The sequence below is a fragment of the Pseudomonas sp. 15A4 genome, assembly GCF_016925575.1.
Taxonomy (GTDB): Bacteria; Pseudomonadota; Gammaproteobacteria; order Pseudomonadales; family Pseudomonadaceae; genus Aquipseudomonas.
Map to the genome: position 1 here is coordinate 1,020,113 of NZ_CP068986.1, position 23,543 is coordinate 1,043,655.

The 23,543-nt window shown below is 56.1% G+C and carries 17 protein-coding genes and 5 pseudogenes; 4 read left to right on the top strand and 18 right to left on the bottom strand.

Annotation, left to right across the window (positions count from 1 at the left end; genetic code table 11):
* Positions 1-37: 37 nt before the first annotated feature.
* From atpD to rpmH, 17 genes and pseudogenes are all read right to left on the bottom strand, one after another.
* Complete coding sequence (atpD, locus tag JN403_RS04520; protein WP_037016914.1) at positions 38-1,414, bottom strand: F0F1 ATP synthase subunit beta; 1,377 nt, start codon at positions 1,412-1,414, stop codon at positions 38-40.
* 28 nt (positions 1,415-1,442) lie between these two features.
* The gene (atpG, locus tag JN403_RS04525) at positions 1,443-2,303 is read right to left on the bottom strand and encodes a F0F1 ATP synthase subunit gamma (protein ID WP_037016916.1); all 861 of its coding nucleotides are present in this window, start codon (positions 2,301-2,303) and stop codon (positions 1,443-1,445) included.
* 50 nt (positions 2,304-2,353) lie between these two features.
* On the bottom strand, positions 2,354-3,898 hold the full coding sequence (atpA, locus tag JN403_RS04530; protein ID WP_065988057.1) for a F0F1 ATP synthase subunit alpha: 1,545 nt from the start codon (positions 3,896-3,898) through the stop codon (positions 2,354-2,356).
* 21 nt (positions 3,899-3,919) lie between these two features.
* A complete protein-coding gene (locus JN403_RS04535; RefSeq protein ID WP_037016920.1) occupies positions 3,920-4,456 on the bottom strand; it encodes a F0F1 ATP synthase subunit delta in 537 nt (178 codons plus the stop codon).
* Between the two features lie 12 nt (positions 4,457-4,468).
* Entirely contained in the window at positions 4,469-4,939 is a 471-nt protein-coding gene (locus JN403_RS04540; RefSeq protein ID WP_065988056.1) for a F0F1 ATP synthase subunit B, read from the bottom strand.
* Positions 4,940-4,996: 57 nt separating this feature from the next.
* Positions 4,997-5,254: a F0F1 ATP synthase subunit C gene (gene atpE, locus JN403_RS04545; protein ID WP_002555987.1), complete on the bottom strand. Its 258-nt coding sequence runs from the start codon at positions 5,252-5,254 to the stop codon at positions 4,997-4,999.
* A 137-nt stretch (positions 5,255-5,391) separates the two neighbouring features.
* Positions 5,392-6,260: pseudogene (atpB, locus tag JN403_RS04550) on the bottom strand (F0F1 ATP synthase subunit A).
* A 16-nt stretch (positions 6,261-6,276) separates the two neighbouring features.
* On the bottom strand, positions 6,277-6,684 hold the full coding sequence (locus JN403_RS04555; protein WP_205485618.1) for a F0F1 ATP synthase subunit I: 408 nt from the start codon (positions 6,682-6,684) through the stop codon (positions 6,277-6,279).
* Positions 6,685-6,830: 146 nt separating this feature from the next.
* Entirely contained in the window at positions 6,831-7,703 is an 873-nt protein-coding gene (locus tag JN403_RS04560; protein WP_122534258.1) for a ParB/RepB/Spo0J family partition protein, read from the bottom strand.
* A gap of 9 nt (positions 7,704-7,712) precedes the next feature.
* Positions 7,713-8,506 (bottom strand): annotated as a pseudogene (locus JN403_RS04565) (ParA family protein).
* A gap of 18 nt (positions 8,507-8,524) precedes the next feature.
* Positions 8,525-9,160, bottom strand: a complete 636-nt coding sequence (gene rsmG, locus JN403_RS04570) for a 16S rRNA (guanine(527)-N(7))-methyltransferase RsmG (protein WP_205487228.1) — start codon at positions 9,158-9,160, stop codon at positions 8,525-8,527.
* Positions 9,161-9,165: 5 nt separating this feature from the next.
* The gene (mnmG, locus tag JN403_RS04575) at positions 9,166-11,064 is read right to left on the bottom strand and encodes a tRNA uridine-5-carboxymethylaminomethyl(34) synthesis enzyme MnmG (RefSeq protein ID WP_205485620.1); all 1,899 of its coding nucleotides are present in this window, start codon (positions 11,062-11,064) and stop codon (positions 9,166-9,168) included.
* Between the two features lie 522 nt (positions 11,065-11,586).
* The gene (mnmE, locus tag JN403_RS04580) at positions 11,587-12,957 is read right to left on the bottom strand and encodes a tRNA uridine-5-carboxymethylaminomethyl(34) synthesis GTPase MnmE (RefSeq protein ID WP_205485622.1); all 1,371 of its coding nucleotides are present in this window, start codon (positions 12,955-12,957) and stop codon (positions 11,587-11,589) included.
* A gap of 78 nt (positions 12,958-13,035) precedes the next feature.
* Positions 13,036-14,714: pseudogene (yidC, locus tag JN403_RS04585) on the bottom strand (membrane protein insertase YidC).
* Between the two features lie 2 nt (positions 14,715-14,716).
* Positions 14,717-14,962, bottom strand: coding sequence for a membrane protein insertion efficiency factor YidD (gene yidD, locus JN403_RS04590; RefSeq protein WP_074886126.1), 246 nt, complete (start codon positions 14,960-14,962; stop codon positions 14,717-14,719).
* A complete protein-coding gene (gene rnpA / locus JN403_RS04595; RefSeq protein ID WP_122534378.1) occupies positions 14,955-15,356 on the bottom strand; it encodes a ribonuclease P protein component in 402 nt (133 codons plus the stop codon). The genes yidD and rnpA overlap by 8 nt, the downstream gene beginning before the upstream one ends.
* Before the next feature lie 16 nt (positions 15,357-15,372).
* A complete protein-coding gene (rpmH, locus tag JN403_RS04600) occupies positions 15,373-15,507 on the bottom strand; it encodes a 50S ribosomal protein L34 (RefSeq protein ID WP_002551315.1) in 135 nt (44 codons plus the stop codon).
* Positions 15,508-16,153: 646 nt separating this feature from the next.
* On the opposite strand from rpmH, the pseudogene JN403_RS04605 reads away from it, so the two are divergent.
* The 4 genes and pseudogenes from JN403_RS04605 to gyrB all read left to right on the top strand — a co-directional run bounded on the left by JN403_RS04605 (position 16,154) and on the right by gyrB (position 22,306).
* Positions 16,154-17,626, top strand: a pseudogene (locus JN403_RS04605) (chromosomal replication initiator protein DnaA).
* Positions 17,627-17,661: 35 nt separating this feature from the next.
* On the top strand, positions 17,662-18,765 hold the full coding sequence (gene dnaN / locus JN403_RS04610) for a DNA polymerase III subunit beta (RefSeq protein ID WP_205485624.1): 1,104 nt from the start codon (positions 17,662-17,664) through the stop codon (positions 18,763-18,765).
* Positions 18,766-18,778: 13 nt separating this feature from the next.
* Positions 18,779-19,882, top strand: a complete 1,104-nt coding sequence (gene recF / locus JN403_RS04615; RefSeq protein WP_205485626.1) for a DNA replication/repair protein RecF — start codon at positions 18,779-18,781, stop codon at positions 19,880-19,882.
* A 4-nt stretch (positions 19,883-19,886) separates the two neighbouring features.
* Positions 19,887-22,306: pseudogene (gene gyrB / locus JN403_RS04620) on the top strand (DNA topoisomerase (ATP-hydrolyzing) subunit B).
* A 64-nt stretch (positions 22,307-22,370) separates the two neighbouring features.
* Here gyrB and JN403_RS04625 read toward each other — a convergent pair.
* Complete coding sequence (locus JN403_RS04625; protein WP_205485628.1) at positions 22,371-23,519, bottom strand: acyltransferase; 1,149 nt, start codon at positions 23,517-23,519, stop codon at positions 22,371-22,373.
* Between the last annotated feature and the right edge of the window lie 24 nt (positions 23,520-23,543).

Below are 23,543 nucleotides of genomic sequence, written 5' to 3' on the forward strand. Positions count from 1 at the left end.
CCTCAACCTGATTAGCGCCCGTCACCGGGCGCCTGGATTACAGTTTCTTGGCTTTCTCGATCGCTTCTTCGATGCCGCCGACCATGTAGAACGCCTGTTCAGGCAAATGGTCGTAGTCACCGGCGAGGATGCCTTTGAAGCCAGCAATGGTGTCTTTCAGGGAAACGTATTTACCCGAGGCACCAGTGAAGACTTCAGCCACGAAGAACGGCTGCGACAGGAAGCGCTGAATCTTACGAGCGCGGGATACCAACTGCTTGTCGGTTTCCGACAGCTCGTCCATACCCAGGATCGCGATGATGTCTTTCAGCTCTTTGTAGCGCTGCAGAACATACTGAACGCCGCGAGCGGTGTCGTAATGGTCCTGGCCAATAACGTTCGGGTCCAGCTGGCGCGAAGTCGAGTCCAGTGGATCGACCGCTGGGTAGATACCCAGAGAAGCGATGTCACGGGACAGAACGACGGTGGCGTCCAGGTGAGCAAACGTTGTGGCTGGCGATGGGTCGGTCAAGTCATCCGCCGGTACGTATACCGCCTGAATGGAAGTGATCGAGCCTTCCTTGGTCGAAGTGATGCGCTCTTGCAGCACGCCCATCTCTTCAGCCAGCGTCGGCTGGTAACCTACTGCGGAAGGCATACGGCCCAGCAGTGCGGATACTTCAGTACCGGCCAGTGTGTAACGGTAGATGTTGTCAACGAACAACAGAACGTCGTTACCTTCGTCACGGAACTTCTCAGCCATGGTCAGGCCAGTCAGGGCGACGCGCAGACGGTTACCCGGCGGCTCGTTCATCTGACCGTAAACCAGCGCTACTTTGTCCAGAACGTTGGAGTCCTTCATCTCGTGGTAGAAGTCGTTACCCTCACGGGTACGCTCGCCCACACCGGCGAACACGGAATAACCGCTGTGCTCGATGGCGATGTTACGGATCAGTTCCATCATGTTTACGGTCTTGCCGACACCGGCACCACCGAACAGACCAACTTTACCGCCCTTGGCAAACGGGCAAACCAGGTCGATGACCTTGATGCCGGTTTCCAGGAGGTCGTTGCCGCCAGCCTGATCAGCGAACGAAGGCGCAGGACGGTGAATGCCCCAGCGCTCTTCGGTTTCGATCGGGCCCGCTTCGTCGATCGGGTTGCCCAGTACGTCCATGATCCGGCCCAGTGTCGCTTTACCGACCGGTACGGAAATGGCTGCGCCGCTGTCGATTACGTCCAGACCGCGCTTCAAGCCTTCGGTGGAACCCATCGCAATGGTACGAACTACGCCGTCGCCCAGCTGCTGCTGAACTTCCAGAGTAGTTTCCGCGCCTTGTACTTTCAGCGCGTTGTAGATGCTCGGTACGCTGTCGCGTGGAAATTCCACGTCGATCACGGCGCCGATGATTTGAACGATACGTCCGCTACTCATTAGCTGGATCCTCTGAATATTTGAACCGTTAAACCGCGGCAGCGCCGCCGACGATTTCCGAGATCTCTTGGGTGATCGCTGCCTGACGCGCCTTGTTGTAGATCAGCTGCAAATCGCTGATCAGGTCACCGGCGTTGTCAGTGGCGTTCTTCATCGCGATCATCCGCGCAGCCTGTTCAGCCGCGTTGTTCTCGACCACCGCCTGATAGACCTGCGACTCCACGTAACGGACCATCAAGCCGTCCAGCAGCTCTTTGGCGTCGGGTTCGTACAGGTAATCCCAGTGGTGCTTGAGTTCTTGATCCTGGGTCGCAACCAACGGAATCAACTGCTCGACCGTTGGCTGCTGAGTCATGGTGTTGATGAACTTGTTGGACACCACGGACAGGCGATCAATACGGCCCTCCAGGTAGGCATCCAGCATCACCTTGACGCTGCCGATCAAATCGTTGATCGACGGCTCTTCGCCCAAGTGGCTGATCGCAGCGACGACGTTACCGCCGAAGTTGCGGAAAAACGCCGCACCTTTGCTGCCGACCACGCACAGATCGATCTCTACGCCGTTTTCACGGTTCTTCGCCATGTCCTTGACCAAAGCCTTGAACAGGTTGGTATTCAAGCCACCACACAGACCGCGGTCACTGCTCACCACGACATAACCAACGCGTTTTACTTCGCGTTCGATCATGAAGGGATGACGGTATTCCGGGTTAGCGTTGGCGAGATGACCAATCACCTGGCGGATGCGCTCCGCGTAAGGACGGCTAGCAGCCATGCGCATTTGAGCCTTGCGCATTTTACTGACCGCCACTTTTTCCATGGCGCTGGTGATCTTTTGCGTGCTTTTGATGCTCGCAATCTTGCTGCGAATCTCTTTTGCGCCTGCCATGTAACACCTATCAGGTTAGCAAGCGGGAGCCTCGCGGCTCCCGCTGCGGCTTACCAGGTTTGGGTGGCCTTGAACTTCTCGATGCCGGCTTTCAGGCCAGAATCGATTTCGTCATTGAAGTCACCCTTCACGTTGATCTTCGCCATCAAATCGGCGTGATCTCGGTTGAAGTAAGCAATCAGCGCTTGTTCAAAGCTGCCAACCTTGGCGATTTCGACGTCAGTCAGGAACCCACGCTCAGCGGCATACAGCGACAGCGACATGTCAGCAATCGACATTGGCGCATATTGCTTCTGCTTCATCAGCTCGGTAACGCGCTGACCATGCTCAAGTTGCTTACGGGTCGCTTCGTCCAGGTCAGAGGCGAACTGGGCAAATGCTGCCAGTTCACGGTACTGAGCCAGAGCGGTACGGATACCACCGGAGAGCTTCTTGATGATCTTGGTCTGAGCGGCACCACCCACACGGGATACCGAAACACCAGCGTTCACTGCCGGACGGATGCCGGAGTTGAACATGGCCGATTCCAGGAAGATCTGACCGTCAGTGATGGAAATCACGTTGGTCGGAACGAACGCGGAAACGTCGCCAGCCTGGGTTTCGATGATCGGCAATGCGGTCAGGGAGCCGGTTTTGCCGGTCACTGCGCCATTGGTGAACTTCTCTACGTACTCTTCCGAAACGCGGGATGCACGCTCCAGCAGACGGGAGTGGAGATAGAACACGTCGCCTGGGTAAGCTTCACGGCCTGGTGGACGACGCAGCAGCAGGGAAATCTGGCGATAAGCCACAGCCTGCTTGGACAGATCGTCATAAACGATCAGTGCGTCTTCACCGCGATCGCGGAAGTATTCGCCCATAGTGCAACCGGCATACGGAGCCAGGAATTGCAGCGCCGGGGATTCCGAAGCACTGGCCGCCACGATGATCGTGTTGGCCAGAGCGCCGTTTTCTTCCAGCTTGCGAACAACGTTGGCGATGGTCGATTGCTTCTGACCGATTGCAACGTAGACGCAGAAAATACCGCTGTTCTTCTGGTTGATGATCGCGTCGATCGCCAGAGCGGTTTTACCGATCTGACGGTCACCGATGATCAGCTCGCGCTGGCCACGGCCGACAGGGATCATCGCGTCGACAGCCTTGTAGCCAGTCTGTACAGGCTGGTCTACCGATTTACGCCAGATCACGCCTGGAGCAACCTTCTCGACCGCGTCGGTCTCGGTGTTGTTCAGCGGACCTTTGCCGTCGACAGGGTTGCCCAGTGCGTCGACTACGCGACCCAGGAGTTCCTTACCAACCGGAACTTCGAGGATGCGGCCGGTGCACTTGGCACTCATGCCTTCAGCCAGAGAGGTGTAAGCGCCCAGTACGACAGCACCCACGGAGTCTTGCTCCAGGTTCAGTGCCATACCGTAAACGCCGCCCGGGAACTCGATCATTTCGCCGTACATAGCGTCGGCGAGACCGTGAATCCGCACGATACCGTCAGACACGCTGACGACTGTGCCTTCGTTTCGGGCTTGGGAGGCTACATCGAGGTTCTCGATGCGGCCCTTGATGATTTCACTTATTTCGGAAGGATTGAGTTGCTGCATTGCTCTGCTGCCCCTTCAAACTCAAGATTTCAATGCTTCGGCTAGTTGCGCGAGTTTGCCGCGAACTGAGCCATCGATAACCAGGTCGCCGGCGCGGATGATGACACCACCTATAAGGGCGGCATCCTCCGCAGCGTGCAGGCGCACTTCCCGGCCGAGCCGTGCACTGAGAACCTTGGCGAGTTTGTCTTGCTGTTCTTGGTTCAATGCAAAAGCACTGGTCACATCCACATCTACCGACTTTTCCTGCTCGGCCTTGTAAAGCTCGAACAGTTCGGAGATCTCCGGCAGAAGCTGGAGACGGTCGTTTTCAGCAACGACGTGAATGAAATTCTGTGCCTTGGCATCGAACTTGTCGCCGCACACTTCAATAAAAGTGGCGGCCTTGTCTGCGCTCGTCAGTCGCGGGGCCTTGAGCATGCGCTGCATTGTGTCGTCTTGCGACACTGCAGCAGCCAGGCCGAGCATGGCTGACCAATTGGCCAGTTGCTGGTGCGCCTGTGCATGCTCGAAGGCTGCCTTAGCGTAAGGTCGGGCCAACGTGGTCAGTTCTGCCATGATCGCCCTCGCTTAAATTTCAGCAGCCAGTTTGTTTACCAGCTCCGCGTGCGCGTTTTGATCGATTGTGGCACCCAGGATCTTCTCTGCGCCGTTGACTGCCAGGCTACCCAATTGGGCGCGCAGCGCGTCTTTGACGCCGTTCAGTTCCTGTTCGATCTCGGCCTGAGCCTGAGCCTTGATGCGGTCAGCTTCAACGCGAGCCTGTTCACGGGCTTCGTCGACAATCTGGGTACCGCGTTTCTTGGCTTGCTCAATGATCTCAGCTGCTTGAGCCTTAGCCTCGCGCAGTTGCTGACCCACTTTATCTTGGGCCAGCTCCAGGTCGCGAGCTGCTCGTGTAGCAGCGTCCAGTCCATCCGCAATCTTCTTCTGACGTTCGTGCAAAGCCGCGATGACCGGAGGCCACACGAACTTCATGCAGAACAGCACAAAAATGAAGAACGCAACGGACTGGCCAATCAGGGTTGCATTAATGTTCACGCCAACACCTCGCTCGTTCGTTGTCCATCACACCAATCAACTCGAAAATTCGAGTGATCAGCCAGCGAGTTGACCAACGAAGGGGTTCGCAAAAGTGAAGAACAGAGCGATACCAACACCGATCATGGTCACGGCGTCGAGCAGACCAGCCACGATGAACATTTTAACTTGCAGCATTGGAACCATTTCCGGTTGACGCGCAGCGCCTTCCAGGAATTTACCGCCCAGCAAGCCGAAACCGATTGCAGTACCCAGTGCGCCCAGGCCGATCAGCAGTGCAACAGCGATAGCAGTTAGACCAACTACAGTTTCCATCTTTCCTCCCGACTTTTACGTCGTATTGGTTAGGTTTTCTTAGATTAAAGCGGTAAAGCAAAATCGTTTCTTACATCAAGCCCTCGCGGGCATCCCCTCACCGAAGCGATGGGATCATCAGACTCGCCAGGCGGGTCTCAATGGTTATCTTCGTGAGCCATCGACAGGTAGACGATGGTCAGCATCATGAAGATGAACGCTTGCAGGGTGATGATCAGGATGTGGAACACAGCCCACGCCCATTGCAGGACCACGCCCAGACCGCTAAGCCACAGCAGGCCGCTGCCGAACATGACCGCGATCAGAATGAACACCAGTTCACCCGCGTACATGTTGCCGAACAGTCGCAGTGCCAGGGAGATGGGCTTGGCCACCAGAGTCACGAATTCAAGCAGGAAGTTCACCGGAATCAACAGCGCTTGAACGAAAATGTTCTTGCTGCCGAATGGATGAAGGGTCAATTCGCCGATGAAGCCGCCGATACCCTTAATCTTGATGCTGTAGAAAATGATCAGCGCGAATACGGACAGTGCCATGCCCAGCGTCGCGTTCGGATCGGTGGTCGATACAGCGCGGAAAGGAATGTGGTGATCACCGGTGATCATGATCGCCAGCTGCGGGATCCAGTCGACAGGAATCAAGTCGACCGCGTTCATGAGGAACACCCAGGCGAAGATGGTCAATGCCAGAGGAGCAATCACGGCGCTACGGCCATGGAAGCTGTCCCGGACGCTGCCGTCGACGAATTCGACGAGCACTTCAACGAAGTTCTGCAGCGCACCCGGCTGACCGGAAGTCGCCTTTTTGCGGCCATGCGGAAGATGAGGACAAAAATCAGACCCAATGCGACCGACCAGCCGAGGGTGTCGACGTGGAAAGCCCAAAAGCCCATTTCTTTTGCTTCCGCTGCGGAATGCGCGAAGCCCCAACTGCCGTCTGGCAAATGACCGAAGGTCAAGTTCTGCAAGTGGTGCTGGATATAGCCCGAAGCTGTTTGCTCTGCCATGGTTGCCTCAAACGCCCTAATGTCTCGAAAGTCTTGTTCTCAATAGCAGGGGCGCAAACCAACTGACCAGTTGGGTCAGTATGAAAACGCCAAAAACCGCCAGCGGAGCCAGCGGCTTTACTCCTGCAAACGTCAGTGCAAAGAGCACTGCCGTAAAAATCAACTTGCCTGCCTCGCCGGCGTAGAACGACCGAACGATGGCCTGCGCTGCCCTGGCCCCGGAGTACCGGAATGCCTTATGAGCAAAATACACATTCGGCAGCCAGGCTATCAGGCCACCGCAAAGTCCCGAATACCCGGCTACGACGCCGTGCCACTGCCAAAGCGCCAGCGCTGCCCCCAGGAGGACAATCAACTGAGCCAGCAAGATCGGGAAAACAGCCAGGCGATGGAACGGCAAGCGGTTTGGCGTGCGTGTCTCCATCACATGGGCTCCTCGTAAGCCGGCCGCCAAAATCAATAACTTGGCATAAATTGTGCCGACAAAATGCGCGCAGAGTATAGGGGCGGTTCAGCCCCTATTCAACTGCCAGGTAGTGATTTCCGACTACGCGCTACGCATGATTTGTTTCAGCGAATGTGAGCGAGCACACCCTGTAGCTCGTCCAACGAGTTATAACGAATAACCAACTGACCTTTGCCCTTCTGTCCATGCCGGATTTGCACCGCGGAGCCCAGCCGCTCGGCCAGGCGCTGCTCGAGACGTGTGATGTCAGGATCAGCCTTCACCGGTTCGGCAGCCTCCTGTTTGCCGCTCAGCCACTGGCGAACCAGTGCTTCAGTCTGGCGCACGGTCAGACCGCGTGCGACAACATGTCGCGCCCCTTCAACCTGCTGATCTTCAGGCAGCCCCAGTAGGGCCCGAGCATGGCCCATCTCCAGATCACCATGGGAAAGCATGGTCTTGATCACTTCCGGCAATGCGATCAGTCGCAGCAAATTGGCGACGCTGACTCGCGACTTGCCTACCGCTTCGGCCACTTGCTGCTGGGTCAGCTGAAATTCCTGCTGCAAACGCTGCAGGGCAATCGCCTCCTCAATCGGATTCAGGTCTTCGCGCTGGATGTTCTCAATCAGCGCCATTGCGATCGCCGCTTCATCCGGCACGTCACGTACCATGGCAGGGATCGTCTCAATCCCTGCCTGCTGGCTGGCGCGCCAGCGGCGCTCGCCCGCGATGATCTCGAAGCGGTTGTCGGCAATCGGGCGGACCACGATCGGCTGCATGACCCCTTGCGCCTTGATCGAGTTCGCCAGTTCTTCCAGCGCCTGGGGATCCATATCACGACGCGGCTGGTATTTGCCTCGCTGAATCAGGTCCAGTGGAATGTGTTGAAGCTCGCGCTCAGTCGCCTTGACCGCCTGTTCTTCCAGTGCGGTGACGGTGGGGCTGCTCAGCAGTGCGTCCAGCCCACGTCCGAGTCCACGTTTCTTGACGGCCATGGAATTTCCTTAAGTGGGCTGAGCCGCAGTGCGACTGCCGCGACGTTGGCGACGAACCATCTCGCCCGCAAGCGCCAGGTAAGCCAGTGCGCCGCGAGAAGTCTTGTCGTACGCCAACGCCGGCATACCGAAGCTGGGCGCCTCGGCCAGACGAATATTGCGCGGAATGACAGTGTCGTACAGCTGCTCGCCGAAATGCTCTTTGAGCTGCGCCGAAACATCGTTGATCAGGCTAAGCCGCGGGTCATACATGGTCCGCAGCAAACCCTCGATCTTGAGTTGGGGATTTAGCAATTCACCGATGCGCTTGATGTTATCCACAAGGTCACTCAGACCTTCGAGCGCAAAGTACTCGCACTGCATGGGGATAATCACGCCATCGGCCGCGACCAGCGCATTGAGCGTCAACATCGAAAGCGATGGAGGGCAATCGATGAGGATGTAATCGTAATTTTCGCGGATGGGCGCGAGTGCTGCTCGCAGACGCGATTCCTTCATCTGCATTTCAAGCAGGACCACCTCGGCAGCCGTCAGATCACGGTTTGCCGGCAGCAGCTGATAGCCGCCGTGTTCGGAAAAGTGCATGGCCTGATTCAGGTCGCACTCGCCAATCAGCAAATCGTAGACCGAGTGCTCAAGCGCATGCTTATCCACACCGCTGCCCATGGTGGCATTGCCTTGCGGATCGAGATCGATCAACAGCACCCGACGCTTGGTAGCCACCAGCGAAGCCGCGAGGTTGATACAGGTTGTGGTTTTACCCACACCCCTTTTTGGTTCGCTATCGCGAATACCTTAGCCATTCTTGCGTGTGTTCCCTGTCATGCCGTGCGGCGCAGTATCAGCAGATGCCGTTGACCTTGGCAACCGGGTACGGCCAAGGCTTGCGCGCTTTCCAGATGAAAATCTGCGGGCAATGCTACCAGTTCATCCACTGGATGCAGACCCTTCATTGCCAACCAGCGCGTTTCGCCGTCGCCCATGTGTCGAGTCCACTGGGTAAAGTCTTCCAGACTGCTGAAGGCGCGGGAAATGATGCCGTTGAACGGCAGCGCGGGCTGGAATGCTTCGGCACGGCTGTGGATAACTTCCAGATTAGCGAGTGCAAGCTCAAGTTTTACTTGGGTCAGAAACCGGGTCTTCTTGCCATTGCTGTCGAGCACCGTGACTTTCATGTCCGGAAACAGGATGGCCAACGGGATGCCAGGCATTCCGCCACCGCTGCCGACATCCAGCTGACGCTCACCCTCGATGAAACGCACCACGCTCAAACTGTCCAGCAGATGGCGAGACACCATTTCATCCGGATCACGAACAGCAGTCAGGTTGTAGGCCTTGTTCCACTTGATCAGCAAAGCCAGGTACGCCAGCAACTGGCTGTGTTGGCTCTCACTCAACTCAACGCCTAGCTGTCGAGCGCCAAGGGTCAGTTCTTCTGCATGCTGCGGGGTAACCATCGAACTCAAGCGCTTTGCTCCAACTGACGGCCCGCGCCGCGTTTTTTCAGATGAATCATCAACAGAGAAATTGCCGCGGGCGTGACGCCGGGAATCCGCGAGGCCTGACCAAGGGTTTCAGGACGAGTTATCCCCAGCTTGCTCTGGATTTCCTTGGATAGACCGGAAATTCCGGCGTAATCGATATCCACAGGGAGCCGTGTGTTTTCGCTGGCACGCAGACGAGCGATTTCATCCTGCTGACGGTCGATGTAGCCAGCGTATTTGGTCTTGATTTCGACCTGCTCGGCGACCTGTGGGTCAAGCGAGCCGTGGCCGGTTAGAGCAACCAGACTGGCGTAGTCCACTTCCGGACGGCTCAGCAGATTCAGCAGATTGTATTCGTGGGTCAACGGGGTGCCGAAGTGCGCCGAGACCGCATCGCCCTGCTCGGTACCCGGACGAATCCAGGTGGATTTCAGGCGCTGTTCTTCCAGCTCGATGCCTTCACGCTTGGCACAGAACGCCGCCCAGCGGGCATCGTCTACCAACCCGAGCGCCCGACCCTGTTCGGTCAAACGCAAGTCCGCGTTGTCTTCACGCAAAATCAAGCGGTACTCGGCACGCGAGGTGAACATCCGGTACGGCTCCTGGGTGCCCAGCGTAATCAGATCATCCACCAACACGCCGATGTAAGCCTCATCGCGACGCGGACACCAACTGTCCTTGCCTTGAGCCCGAAGCGCTGCGTTGGCGCCCGCGAGTAAACCTTGGGCACCGGCCTCTTCGTAACCGGTTGTGCCGTTGATCTGTCCTGCGAAAAACAACCCACCGATAACCTTGGTTTCCAGGCTGTACTTCAGGTCACGCGGATCGAAGTAGTCGTACTCGATGGCATAGCCAGGCCGCACGATGTGGGCGTTTTCCATTCCGCGGATAGACCGAACGATCTGCAGTTGGACGTCAAACGGCAGCGAGGTCGATATGCCATTGGGATAAAGCTCATGGGTCGTCAAGCCTTCCGGCTCGATAAACACCTGATGGCTTTCCTTGTCGGCAAACCGATGGATCTTGTCTTCGATCGACGGGCAATAGCGTGGACCTACCCCCTCGATCTCACCGGCAGCGGAATACATCGGCGAACGATCAAGATTGGCCGCGATAATTTCGTGTGTACGGGCATTGGTGTGGGTAATCCAGCAACTGACCTGGCTCGGGTGGTGAGCCTTTGAACCCATGAACGACATCACCGGGATCGGCGTATCACCCGGTTGTTCGGTCATCACCGAGAAATCCACAGATCGGCCGTCAATGCGCGGAGGTGTACCCGTTTTCAGTCGGCCCACTCTCAACGGAAGCTCACGGAGCCTGCGTGCAAGCGCGATCGACGGCGGATCACCGGCGCGACCGCCCGAATAGTTCTGCAGACCGATGTGGATAAGTCCGCCCAGAAAGGTGCCCGTGGTCAAAACCACCGAGTCAGCCAGAAAACGCAGTCCCATCTGAGTAACGACGCCGCGCACCTGATCCTGCTCGACGATCAGGTCGTCGCATGCCTGTTGGAATACCCAGAGGTTGGGCTGGTTTTCGATGATTTCTCTGACCGCGGCTTTGTACAGCACCCGGTCAGCCTGGGCACGAGTCGCCCGCACTGCTGGGCCTTTGCGGCTGTTGAGCACGCGGAACTGGATGCCACTTTTGTCAGTAGCCGTCGCCATCGCACCGCCCAGTGCATCGATCTCTTTGACCAGATGGCTTTTACCGATGCCACCAATGGCCGGGTTGCAACTCATTTGGCCGAGGGTTTCCACGTTGTGCGTGAGCAGCAGGGTGGTGGCACCCATACGTGCGGACGCTAGTGCTGCCTCGGTACCGGCATGACCGCCGCCGATGACGATCACTTGAAAACGGGAAGGGAAATCCACCACGCACCTCGTGCCTGTTGTTTGGGGGGAATAGGAATGGCGGCAAGTATAGGGACTTACCCCCCTTAAGAAACCCGTTGCGCAAAATCTAACCAGCTGTGGATGAATGGCGCTAACAGAAATTAAAAAGAAAGAAATTTATAAGATCTTTGTTTTTATGTTTATTTCTACTGAGCACGATTTCTGTGGATAAAGCTCTGAATCCCTTATTTTACTTGATGTACAGAGCTCCAAAAGTCTGTGGTCATGTCGCCAAGAGCCCCTTGGATAACCTGTCTAAGCCTGTGGATTAAATGCATGGTTGTCCACAGGGCTGATTATCCTCAGCTCAGAGGCCTGTTTATCAACCGAGCTTAGCCATGGTTATACACAAGGCTTATCCGGGGACGCTGGTGCTGAACGGTCGAAATTGAAGCGCACTTGCCCCCTCCGCTATCGATTAGGAGTTTGGAAAAGTCGGAAAAACGGATAGGGAAGAGGCAGATCCGGAGAAAATTGACCTGCCTATGGACAGAGGAGGGGCTACTTGCCGATACAGAAGCTGGAGAAAATCCGCCCCAACAAGTCGTCCGAGCTGAATGCACCGGTAATTTCGCCCAAGGACTGCTGCGCTTGGCGCAGATCTTCAGCAAGCAACTCACCGGCGCCCGCCAAGGTCAGCTGCGAGCGACCATGCTCGAGAGAGGCACTTGCCTTGTGCAATGCTTCAAGATGGCGCCGGCGCGCACTGAAGCCTCCTTCAGCTGTTTGCTGATACCCCATGCATGCCTTCAGATGCTCTCTGAGAAGCTCCACGCCCTTGCCCCCTGACTTAGCGCTCAGGCTGATGGTCACGTGGCCATCGATACTGGTCACCAGTTCCACCGGTTCATTACTCAGGTCCACCTTGTTACGAATCAAGGTGACGTGGGCGGGGTCAGGTCTTTGATCCAGGAACTCGGGCCACAACGCGAAAGGATCGCCCGCCTCTGGCGCAGTTGCATCCACCACCAGCAGAATTCGGTCCGCCTGACCTATGGCCTGAAGCGCGCGCTGCACACCTATTTTTTCCACATGATCGTCGGTGTCGCGCAGACCGGCAGTGTCCACGACGTGGAGAGGCATGCCATCAATGTGGATATGTTCGCGCAGGACATCACGAGTTGTGCCGGCAATCTCAGTCACAATTGCCGCTTCTTTGCCGGCGAGTGCATTCAGCAGACTGGATTTGCCGGCGTTGGGTCTGCCTGCAATTACCACGTTCATGCCATCCCTTAGCAATGCGCCCTGGTTGGCTTCGTGGAGCACTGTGGATAACTGACTGCGAACGTCGTCCAGCATGGCAAGCACATGGCCGTCCGCCAGAAAGTCGATCTCTTCCTCCGGGAAGTCGATCGCAGCTTCGACATAAATGCGTAGGCTGATCAGTTTTTCCGTGAGTTCATGCACCCGCTGGGAAAATGCACCCTGCAGTGACCTCAACGCGTTACGTGCGGCCTGTGCAGAACTCGCTTCGATAAGGTCAGCGATGGCCTCGGCTTGGGCAAGGTCGAGCTTGTCGTTGAGAAATGCGCGTTCACTGAATTCCCCGGGCCTTGCCAGACGGCATCCCAACTGCACACAACGTTGCAGCAACATGTCCAGAACCACCGGCCCGCCATGCCCTTGAAGTTCGAGGACGTCTTCCCCGGTGAATGAGTGAGGGCCTGAAAAGTAGAGTCCGATGCCTTCGTCGATGATTGCTCCGCTTTCTCCCTTGAAGGCGCCGTAATGCGCGTACCGAGGTTGTGGCAGTTTGCCGAGAATCGCCTCTGCACACTTGCTGGCCTGGGGACCGGAAATACGGACGATGCCGACGCCTCCTCGTCCGGGAGCTGTTGCGATGGCCGCAATGGTTTCAAAAAGAACGTTCATGGGCCGACTCCTGGGCAACCAACGGATAGCAAAACGCCCCACGAGGGGGCGTTTTGAATGACTTGTTAACAGGGTAGATCAGGCTTCAGCTTTCTTGGCTTTCGCTTCGATGCTGCGGGTGATGTACCACTGCTGAGTGATGGACAAGGTGTTGTTCACAACCCAGTACAGCACCAGACCAGCCGGGAACCACAGGAAGAAGAACGTGAAGATGATTGGCATCAGCTTCATGACTTTGGCCTGCATCGGATCCGGCGGTGTCGGGTTCAAACGCTGCTGGATAAACATGGTAGCGCCCATGATGATCGGCAGGATAAAGAACGGATCCTTGATCGACAGGTCGGTTATCCACAGCAGCCAAGGTGCCTGGCGCATTTCAACACTTTCAAGCAGTACCCAGTAAAGCGACAGAAACACCGGCATCTGTACCAAGATCGGCAAGCATCCACCCAACGGGTTGATCTTCTCTTTCTTGTACAGCTCCATCATCGATTGAGAAAGCTTCTGACGATCGTCGCCATGCTGCTCTTTCAACGCGGCCAAGCGAGGAGCAACTGCACGCATGCGTGCCATCGACTTGTAACTGGCCGCCGAAAGAGGGAAGAAAAGCCCCTTGATTAGCATGGTCAGGAAGATGATCGACCAGCCCCAGTTACCTACGATGCTGTGGATATGTTGCAGCAGCCAGAAAATAGGCTGGGCAATGAACCACAGAATCCCGTAATCCACCGTCAATTCAAGACCTGGGGACAACTCCTTCAGGACTGCCTGACTCTTCGGCCCGGCGTAAAGCGTTGTAGTGGTCTCGGCTTTAGCGCCAGGTGCGACTGTCAGTGCCGGGCCTGTGAAACCGATGATGTAATTGCCGGCACTGTCCTTACGGGTGGTGACGGTGTTGCTATCAGTTTTGTTCGGAATCCAGGCGGTCACGAAGTAATGCTGCAACCAGGCAACCCAACCACCCTGAACGGTGTCCTTCACCGAACCTTTGTCGATGTCCTTCATGGAAACCTTTTTGTAAGGCTCCGAAGGAGTCCACATCGCAGCACCCAGATAGGTGGCCGTGCCAGTGGCAGTCGTCGAGGATGGGTCAGCGCTCGAATCACGTTTCAGCTGTGCGAACAGGTTACCGTTCCAAGGCTGGGCGCTCTGGTTGTCAATCACGTAAGAAACGGTCAGGTCATACAGACCGCGTTTGAACGTAAAGCGCTTAATGTAGTTGACGCCGCCGTCGCTGAATTTCAGGTCGACGACCAAGTCGTTCTGACCATCAGTCAACTGGTAGCTTTTTGCGTGGCCGAGTAGACCGGGCGACCAGTGGCTCGGGCGTCAGGGCCGTTTGCGCCAGTCAGACCGCTCTGAGCGAGAAAGATCCGTTCGCCGCCGTTATCGAACAGCTGGAAAGGAATCTCGGGATGATCCTGACGGCGTGGATAAAGTGGCAAACGAAGCTGCACCACATCGCCCCCTACCGGATCAATCTCCAGATTAAGGACGTCTGTCTTCACCTGGATCAGATCTTTGCTGGTGGCCACCGGCATTTCCGCAGGCGCAGCCACTTCGCCGGTAGCGCTAGGCACGTCTGCATTGGCAGTCGCTGAACCTTGCGGAGCATCAGGAATAGCGGATGTATTGGTGTTGGCAGCAACATTCTGAGTCGGCAAAGCAGCCTGACCGTAGTCCTGGTTCCATTTCAGGACACCGACATAGGTCACGATTGCCAGGGCGACGATCAGGATCGTGCGTTTAATATCCATGATTACTCGGCCATCGAAGAGGAACGGGAGGTGGGAGCAGGTGGAACCGGGTCATAACCACCGGGATTCCACGGATGACACCGACCTAAGCGACGTAAGGTCAGCCAGCCACCGCGCACCAGACCATAATTTTCAATGGCCTCGTACGCGTAGCAGGAGCAACTGGGGTAGAAACGACAGTGACTGGCCATCAGAGGACTGATGGCATAGCGGTAAAACTGGATCGGAACGAGCGCCAGTTTACGCATCAGGACTGTCTACCCCCGCAGTTTCGGTTTTAAGTTCGGGATCGGGCCGGCTGCGCGCCAGACGTTTCCAGAGCTTGCCGAAATGCTGAATCAATTCGGGGTTTTCAATGTCACCCAAGCCTTTGCGTGCGACGACGACGATATCCCATCCGACCAGGTTGTCCTGGTGAAGGCGAAACGACTCACGCATCAGGCGTTTCAAACGGTTGCGCTCGACGGAGAGCTTCACGCTCTTCTTGCCGATCACCAGCCCGAGACGGGGATGATCAAGGTCGTTGTTGCGCACAAGGAGCAGGAGATTTTTCCCCGGAACCTTGCCGGTGGGGGAGTCAAAGACTGCCTTGAAATGCCGGGGTGTCAGCAAACGCTTTTCCCGACTGAAGTCCTGACTCACCACCTGTGCCGATTAATCAAACTGCCAGACGCTTACGGCCTTTGGCGCGACGACGCGACAGAACTGCGCGACCGTTTTTGGTGGCCATACGAGCACGGAAACCGTGGGTGCGAGCGCGCTTGATAGTGCTGGGTTGGAAAGTACGTTTCATGGCGTGTTACCTGGTTCGTCCACAACGGGCCGGAATGGCCCCCGTTTTAAGAGACCGGGGATTCTAGAGAAAGCGGGCACGCAGGTCAATTTCCAACCAATGTTTCTTGCATTTACTTCCTGAGTGCATTCCATCGACAGCGAGAGATCGGGCGGTGCATTCTTGGCACGTAGATATAGAAATAAAGAAGGAAGGTATTTAAAGCTTCTTTGTAAAGCTTATAAAAGCTTAGGGCGAGGATTTCTGTGGATAAGATCCTACAAGCCCCGTATTACGTGATGTACAGAGCAAAGAAAGTCTGTCCACAAACGGTGCTGCGGGTGTGTGACAGCTGGCTACAAGCTGTGGATAGAACGCGCACTTATACACAGGCGTATTATCCACAGGTTTCAGACCGAGGTTATGCAACGAGCTGAGGGTAGGTTATCCACAGACCTTAACTATCCACTGATGGTCGTTCTTTTTAGGACTTTCTGTCTGGTTTCATGATCCGGCGCCCTACCTTCATGTGGATAAGTCCGCTACGGGTGGTTACAATGGCCGCTTGTTTTTGCCGCGCCGACTTCGGAACCTAGGGGATATTTGTGTCAGTGGAACTTTGGCAGCAATGCGTTGAGCTCTTGCGCGATGAGCTGCCTGCCCAGCAATTCAACACCTGGATCCGCCCGTTACAGGTTGAAGCCGAAGGCGACGAATTGCGCGTGTATGCACCCAACCGATTTGTGCTGGATTGGGTCAATGAGAAGTACCTGGGTCGATTGCTCGAGCTGCTGGGCGAGCACGGTCAGGGAGTCGCGCCGGCGCTTTCCTTATTAATAGGCAGCAAGCGTAGTTCGGCGCCACGTGCAGCCCCGAACGCACCGCTCGCTGCAGCTGCTGCCGCATCTCAGGCCGCTCAGATCGCTACCAACAACGATGCGCCGGTGGCCTCACCGGCGCCGCAGTCCGTCGCAACACCTGCTCCGACGATTCAGACCTCCTTGAATGTCGAGGACGAGCCTTCCCGGGCGAGCTTCGATCCAATGGCAGGCGCCAGTTCCCAGCAAGCTCCTGCTCGCGCCGAGCAGCGTAATGTTCAGGTTGAGGGCGCGCTGAAGCACACCAGCTATCTGAACAGGACCTTCACGTTCGAAAACTTTGTTGAAGGTAAATCCAACCAGCTGGCGCGAGCAGCCGCCTGGCAGGTAGCGGACAATCCCAAACACGGTTACAACCCGCTCTTCCTGTATGGCGGCGTGGGCTTGGGTAAAACTCACTTGATGCATGCTGTGGGTAACCACTTGCTCAAGAAGAACCCTAATGCCAAGGTTGTGTATTTGCACTCCGAGCGTTTTGTGGCGGACATGGTCAAGGCGCTTCAGCTCAACGCAATCAATGAGTTCAAGCGGTTCTATCGCTCAGTCGATGCGCTGCTGATTGATGACATTCAATTCTTTGCACGCAAAGAGCGTTCCCAGGAAGAGTTTTTCCACACCTTCAACGCGCTTCTGGAGGGGGGCAGCAGGTTATTCTCACGAGTGACCGCTACCCTAAAGAGATCGAAGGCCTGGAAGAGCGCCTGAAGTCACGTTTCGGTTGGGGCCTAACAGTTGCGGTCGAGCCTCCTGAGCTGGAAACGCGGGTGGCGATTTTGATGAAGAAGGCAGATCAGGCGAAAGTCGATCTCCCTCATGACGCCGCGTTCTTCATTGCTCAGCGCATCCGGTCTAACGTGCGTGAGCTTGAGGGTGCGCTGAAGCGTGTCATCGCTCACTCGCACTTCATGGGCCGAGACATCACCATTGAACTGATCCGTGAATCGTTGAAGGACTTGCTCGCATTGCAAGACAAGCTGGTGAGTGTGGATAACATTCAGCGGACCGTGGCCGAGTACTACAAGATCAAGATCTCCGACTTGCTGTCCAAACGCCGATCGAGGTCTGTCGCAAGACCGCGGCAAGTAGCGATGGCTTTGTCCAAGGAACTGACCAACCACAGTCTTCCGGAAATCGGCGATGTGTTTGGCGGCCGTGACCACACAACGGTGTTGCACGCGTGCCGGAAGATCAACGAATTGAAAGAATCCGATGCGGACATCCGCGAGGACTACAAGAACCTGCTGCGGACATTGACAACGTGACGCTGACGCAGCTTATCAAGGCAAGGGACTAGACCATGCATTTCACCATTCAACGCGAAGCCCTGTTGAAACCCCTGCAACTGGTCGCGGGCGTTGTCGAACGCCGTCAGACCTTGCCGGTTCTTTCGAACGTACTCTTGGTCGTTGAGGGCCAGCAATTGTCTTTGACCGGTACCGACCTCGAAGTCGAGCTGGTCGGCCGTGTGCAGTTGGAAGAGCCTGCTGAGCCCGGCGAAATCACCGTCCCCGCGCGCAAGCTGATGGACATCTGCAAAAGCATTCCCAATGACGCGCTGATTGACATCAAGCTCGACGAGCAAAAGCTGATTGTCAAAGCGGGTCGCAGCCGCTTTACGCTTTCTACCTTGCCTGCCAATGACTTCCCTACTGTGGAAGAAGGTCCGGGTTCGCTTACGTTCAGCCTTATTCAAAGCAAGCTGCGCCGCTTGATCGAGCGCACCAGCTTTGCCATGGCCCAGCAGGACGTCCGCTACTACCTCAACGGCATGCTGCTTGAGGTCCAGGCGGGCATTCTCCGCGCGGTCGCTACCGATGGGCATCGTCTTGCGATGTGTTCCATGGCTGCAGAGATCGAGCAAGCTGACCGCCACCAGGTGATCGTGCCGCGTAAGGGCATCCTCGAACTCGCGCGACTGCTCACTGAGCAAGACGGTCTGGTCAGCATCGTGCTGGGTCAGCATCACATTCGCGCGACCACGGGTGAGTTCACATTCACATCCAAGCTTGTCGACGGCAAATTCCCTGACTACGAGCGAGTGCTGCCCAAGGGTGGTGACAAGCTAGTCGTCGGTGATCGTCAGGCACTGCGCGAGGCGTTCAGCCGTACGGCAATTCTCTCCAACGAAAAATATCGGGGTATCCGCCTTCAGTTGGCCAACGGCCAGTTGAAGATTCAAGCGAACAACCCGGAGCAGGAAGAAGCCGAGGAAGAAATCAGCGTCGACTACAACGGCAGCTCTCTTGAGATCGGATTTAACGTGAGCTACCTGCTCGACGTACTGGGTGTCATGACCACGGAGCAAGTCCGTCTGATTCTTTCGGACTCGAACAGCAGCGCTTTGGTGCAGGAGTCAGGCAACGACGACTCGGCCTATGTCGTTATGCCGATGCGCCTCTAACAGCAGTTGATCGATGTCTCTTAGCCGCGTCTCGGTCACCGGAGTGCGCAATCTGCACCCGGTGACCTTCTCCCCATCTCCCCGCATCAACATCCTCTACGGCGCCAACGGCAGCGGCAAAACCAGTGTGCTGGAAGCTATACATCTCCTTGGCTTGGCGCGCTCTTTTCGTAGCGCGCGATTGCAGCCAGTTATTCAATACGAGCAACCTGCGTGCACGGTCTTCGGCCAGGTTGAACTTGCTGAAGGTGGCCACAGCAGTCTGGGTGTTTCCCGAGAGCGTCAGGGAGACTTCCAGATCCGTATTGATGGGCAGAACGCAAAGAGCGCCGCGCAACTCGCCGAAACGTTACCGCTCCAGCTAATCAACCCCGACAGTTTTCGACTCCTTGAGGGTGCGCCGAAGATCCGTCGTCAGTTTCTGGATTGGGGAGTGTTCCACGTGGAACCTCGTTTCATGTCGACCTGGCAGCGGCTTCAGAAGGCCCTCAGGCAGCGGAACTCGTGGCTTCGCCATGGTACACTTGACGCCGCTTCGCAGGCCGCATGGGACCGTGAACTGTGTCTTGCGAGCGATGAGATTGACGAGTTTCGGCGCGCTTATATCAAAGCGCTGAAGCCTGTGTTCGAGCAGACACTGAGTGAGCTTGTTCAGATCGATGGGCTGACGCTTAGTTACTATCGAGGATGGGACAAGGATAAAAACCTGAGTGACGTTCTGTCAGCGTCCCTCTACCGTGACCAGCAAATGGGTCACACGCAAGCGGGGCCGCAACGCGCGGACTTGCGCTTGCGACTTGGCGGGCACAACGCGGCGGATATTCTTTCTCGTGGGCAGCAGAAGCTTGTGGTCTGTGCCCTTCGTATTGCTCAAGGACATCTAGTCAGTGCGGCCCGTCGGGGCCAATGCATTTATCTCGTCGACGATCTTCCATCGGAACTCGATGAGAATCACCGCGGTGCGCTATGTCGCCTGCTGGAAGAATTACGCTGCCAGGTGTTTATCACCTGCGTAGATCATGAATTGTTGAGGGAAGGCTGGCTGATGGAAACGCCAGTTGCTTTGTTCCACGTGGAACACGGCAATATCACCCAGACCCACGACCACCGGGAGTGAAGGCATGAGCGAAAACCAAACGTACGACTCGACCAGCATCAAAGTGCTGAAAGGGCTCGATGCCGTACGCAAGCGTCCTGGTATGTATATCGGCGACACAGACGATGGCAGCGGCCTGCACCATATGGTGTTTGAGGTTGTGGACAACTCGATCGACGAGGCGTTGGCCGGTCACTGTGACGACATCAGTATCATCATTCACCCGGACGAATCGATCACTGTTCGTGACAACGGTCGTGGCATTCCGGTTGACGTGCATAAAGAAGAAGGCGTTTCAGCGGCCGAAGTCATCATGACTGTATTGCACGCTGGCGGTAAGTTCGACGACAACTCCTACAAGGTGTCAGGCGGTCTGCACGGTGTGGGCGTTTCGGTCGTCAACGCACTTTCCGAGGTTTTAAACCTCACTGTTCGCCGCAGCGGTAAAGTGTGGGAACAGACGTACGTTCATGGTGTTCCACAAGAGCCAATGCAGATCGTTGGTGAAAGTGACACCACGGGTACAGAGATCCACTTCAAGCCCTCCTCCGAAACCTTCAAGAATATTCACTTCAGCTGGGACATCCTCGCCAAGCGCATTCGCGAGTTGTCGTTCCTCAACTCCGGTGTGGGTATCGTTCTTAAGGACGAGCGCAGCGGCAAGGAAGAGCTGTTCAAATATGAAGGCGGTCTGCGGGCGTTCGTTGAATACTTGAACACCAACAAGACACCTGTGAATCAGGTCTTCCACTTCAACATCCAGCGTGAGGATGGCATCGGCGTTGAGATTGCCCTGCAGTGGAATGACAGCTTCAATGAAAACCTGCTGTGCTTCACCAACAACATTCCGCAGCGCGACGGTTGGTACCCACCTCGTCGGCTTCCGCTCTGCCCTGACGCGTAACCTGAACAACTACATTGAGCAGGAAGGTCTGGCGAAGAAGCACAAGGTCGCCACCACCGGTGACGATGCGCGTGAAGGCCTGACAGCGATCATCTCCGTCAAGGTTCCTGATCCGAAGTTCAGCTCGCAGACGAAAGACAAGCTGGTGTCTTCAGAAGTGAAGACCGCGGTTGAGCAGGAAATGGGCAAGTACTTTTCTGACTTCCTGCTCGAGAACCCAAACGAAGCCAAAGCCGTTGTCGGCAAGATGATCGATGCGGCACGTGCTCGTGAAGCCGCGCGTAAAGCCCGTGAGATGACTCGCCGCAAAGGTGCGCTGGATATCGCAGGCCTGCCCGGCAAGCTGGCTGACTGCCAGGAAAAGGACCCTGCCCTTTCCGAGCTGTATCTTGTGGAAGGTGACTCTGCTGGCGGTTCCGCCAAGCAGGGACGTAACCGTAAGACTCAGGCCATCCTGCCACTGAAGGGCAAGATCCTGAACGTGGAAAAGGCCCGCTTCGACAAGATGATCTCGTCCCAGGAAGTGGGTACGTTGATCACGGCACTGGGCTGCGGTATTGGCCGTGACGAGTACAACATCGAAAAACTGCGCTATCACAACATCATCATCATGACCGATGCTGACGTCGACGGTTCGCATATCCGTACCCTGTTGCTAACCTTCTTCTTCCGTCAGCTGCCAGAACTGGTAGAGCGTGGCTACATCTACATTGCCCAGCCGCCGCTGTACAAGGTGAAGAAAGGCAAGCAAGAGCAGTACATCAAAGACGACGATGCCATGGAAGAGTACATGACTCAGTCGGCTCTTGAGGATGCAAGCCTGCACCTGAACGAATCGGCGCCTGGCATTTCCGGTGCAGCGCTGGAGAAACTGGTTCACGACTTCCGCATGGTCATGAAGACCCTGAAGCGTCTCTCCCGTCTGTACCCGCAAGAGCTGACCGAGCACTTCGTCTACCTGCCAGCTGTACCAATGGAGCAGCTGTCTCGATCATGCCGCCATGCAAGAGTGGCTGGCGAAGTTTGATGAACGTCTGCGCGTGGGTGAGAAATCCGGCTTGGTCTACAAGGCCAGCTTGCGTGAAGACCGCGAGCGTAACGTATGGCTGCCAGAGGTCGAACTGATCTCCCATGGTCTGTCCAACTACGTGACGTTCAACCGCGATTTCTTCGGCAGTAATGACTACAAGACAGTCACAGCGCTCGGTGCTCAGATCAGCACGCTGCTGGAGGAAGGCGCTTACGTTCAACGTGGCGAACGCAAGAAATCTGTGACGGAGTTCAAGGAAGCACTGGCCTGGTTGATGGCAGAGAGCACTAAGCGCCACACCATCCAGCGCTACAAAGGTCTCGGTGAAATGAACCCCGATCAATTGTGGGAGACCACGATGGACCCAAGTGTCCGACGCATGCTCAAGGTGACGATCGAAGACGCCATCGGCGCTGATCAGATCTTCAACACCTTGATGGGTGATGCAGTAGAACCGCGCCGCGACTTCATCGAAGCCAACGCACTGGCGGTGTCGAACCTGGATTTCTAAGGTTCAGCCGCTAACGAAACAGCCCCAATGATGCGAATCGATTGGGGCTTTTTTGTTTGAGGATTCAGCTAACCGTTTTGATGGGATTGATCGCCGACGTCATCCTCCCTCGCCTGCTCAAGCGTTTGCCCCATTCAATACCTCGCTGTTCAATGAAGCGGTGGCTGACCGTAGATATGCCCACGATGATGATCAATAGGCCAAGCAGCAGGAAGTTATCAGCCACTGGGTCGTTGAAAGAAAGCATCGGACCTGGCGAAGCACCGGCGTAGGTGACGATAGCGTGGCCGGTGATTTTCCCCACCAGCAGCATGGCGAGTGTAAAGGCGAATAGCACCATCGCATGGGTCATGTAAATCGAGTAGGAAAGCGTGCCCAGTTTTTCAAAGGGGCCAGCCTTCAACAGGGTTGAAATGACCCCTCCCTCAAACGAGAAAATCAGCATCAGCGCGCAGAAGCTCATCATCAGAATGATCTGTTTGTGATCGGCGTTACTCACCAGCAAGTCCACTGTCAGGCAGATCCCGACCACTTCCAACGCTGTGTGCAGCCAGCGCGGAATGCTCTTGTGTTGGATGACCTGATAGATCTGGTAGGTCATCACGCCTGCGAAGAAACAGGACAGGCCTTGCAAGGCGGGCTCCATCAGGAAGGCAAGTCCCAGGGAGAGGCAAGCCGTAGCCGTCAGAGTAATAACCAGAAATATCAGCATGGCAAAGCGCGGAGTACACACGAGTATTCCCGCGAAGATCATGTAGAGGTAGTACTCGACACTGATACTCCACGCCGGAAAGTTGAAGGACTGCGGATTGAATCCCGGCCACCAGGATTGCAACAACAGCAGGTTGGGAATGATTTCCTCGGGCGCACGCTGTCCGGTGAAGCTGGGCTGATTGAACGCTATGCCGGCATGCTCCGCGCCCAGCTTCATAACCTCCAACGCGATAGCGAGCAGAAGTACAAAGACGTGCAAGGGGTACAGTCGAAAGGTGCGAGTGATGAAAAACTGCCTGAACTGGTCCGTCGTTGCCAGCCGCTGGCCATAGGTGTGCACCATGACAAAGCCGCTCAGGACGAAGAAGAAGCTGACCATGTGATGAGCATTTCTGAAGAACGCCCATTCGCCGAAACTCTGTGCAATGTGCATGTGATAAACCGCAACGCTTAGCGCGCAGATGCCCCGGAAGCCGTCCAGCACCTGGAATCTTTTCATCGCAAACTCCCTGTAGAACCCATG

Bases quoted from the DNA above. Each gene is read 5' to 3' on its own strand.
- rsmG (WP_205487228.1), bottom strand. From the start codon at position 9,160: ATGGTTACCCCGCAGCATGCAGAAGAACTGACCCTTGGCGCTCGACAG.
- atpA (WP_065988057.1), bottom strand. From the start codon at position 3,898: ATGCAGCAACTCAATCCTTCCGAAATAAGTGAAATCATCAAGGGCCGC.
- atpG (WP_037016916.1), bottom strand. From the start codon at position 2,303: ATGGCAGGCGCAAAAGAGATTCGCAGCAAGATTGCGAGCATCAAAAGC.
- rpmH (WP_002551315.1), bottom strand. From the start codon at position 15,507: ATGAAACGTACTTTCCAACCCAGCACTATCAAGCGCGCTCGCACCCAC.
- dnaN (WP_205485624.1), top strand. From the start codon at position 17,662: ATGCATTTCACCATTCAACGCGAAGCCCTGTTGAAACCCCTGCAACTG.
- yidD (WP_074886126.1), bottom strand. From the start codon at position 14,962: ATGCGTAAACTGGCGCTCGTTCCGATCCAGTTTTACCGCTATGCCATC.
- JN403_RS04535 (WP_037016920.1), bottom strand. From the start codon at position 4,456: ATGGCAGAACTGACCACGTTGGCCCGACCTTACGCTAAGGCAGCCTTC.
- atpD (WP_037016914.1), bottom strand. From the start codon at position 1,414: ATGAGTAGCGGACGTATCGTTCAAATCATCGGCGCCGTGATCGACGTG.
- JN403_RS04560 (WP_122534258.1), bottom strand. From the start codon at position 7,703: ATGGCCGTCAAGAAACGTGGACTCGGACGTGGGCTGGACGCACTGCTG.
- JN403_RS04625 (WP_205485628.1), bottom strand. From the start codon at position 23,519: ATGAAAAGATTCCAGGTGCTGGACGGCTTCCGGGGCATCTGCGCGCTA.
- atpE (WP_002555987.1), bottom strand. From the start codon at position 5,254: ATGGAAACTGTAGTTGGTCTAACTGCTATCGCTGTTGCACTGCTGATC.
- mnmE (WP_205485622.1), bottom strand. From the start codon at position 12,957: ATGAACGTTCTTTTTGAAACCATTGCGGCCATCGCAACAGCTCCCGGA.
- recF (WP_205485626.1), top strand. From the start codon at position 18,779: ATGTCTCTTAGCCGCGTCTCGGTCACCGGAGTGCGCAATCTGCACCCG.
- JN403_RS04555 (WP_205485618.1), bottom strand. From the start codon at position 6,684: ATGGAGACACGCACGCCAAACCGCTTGCCGTTCCATCGCCTGGCTGTT.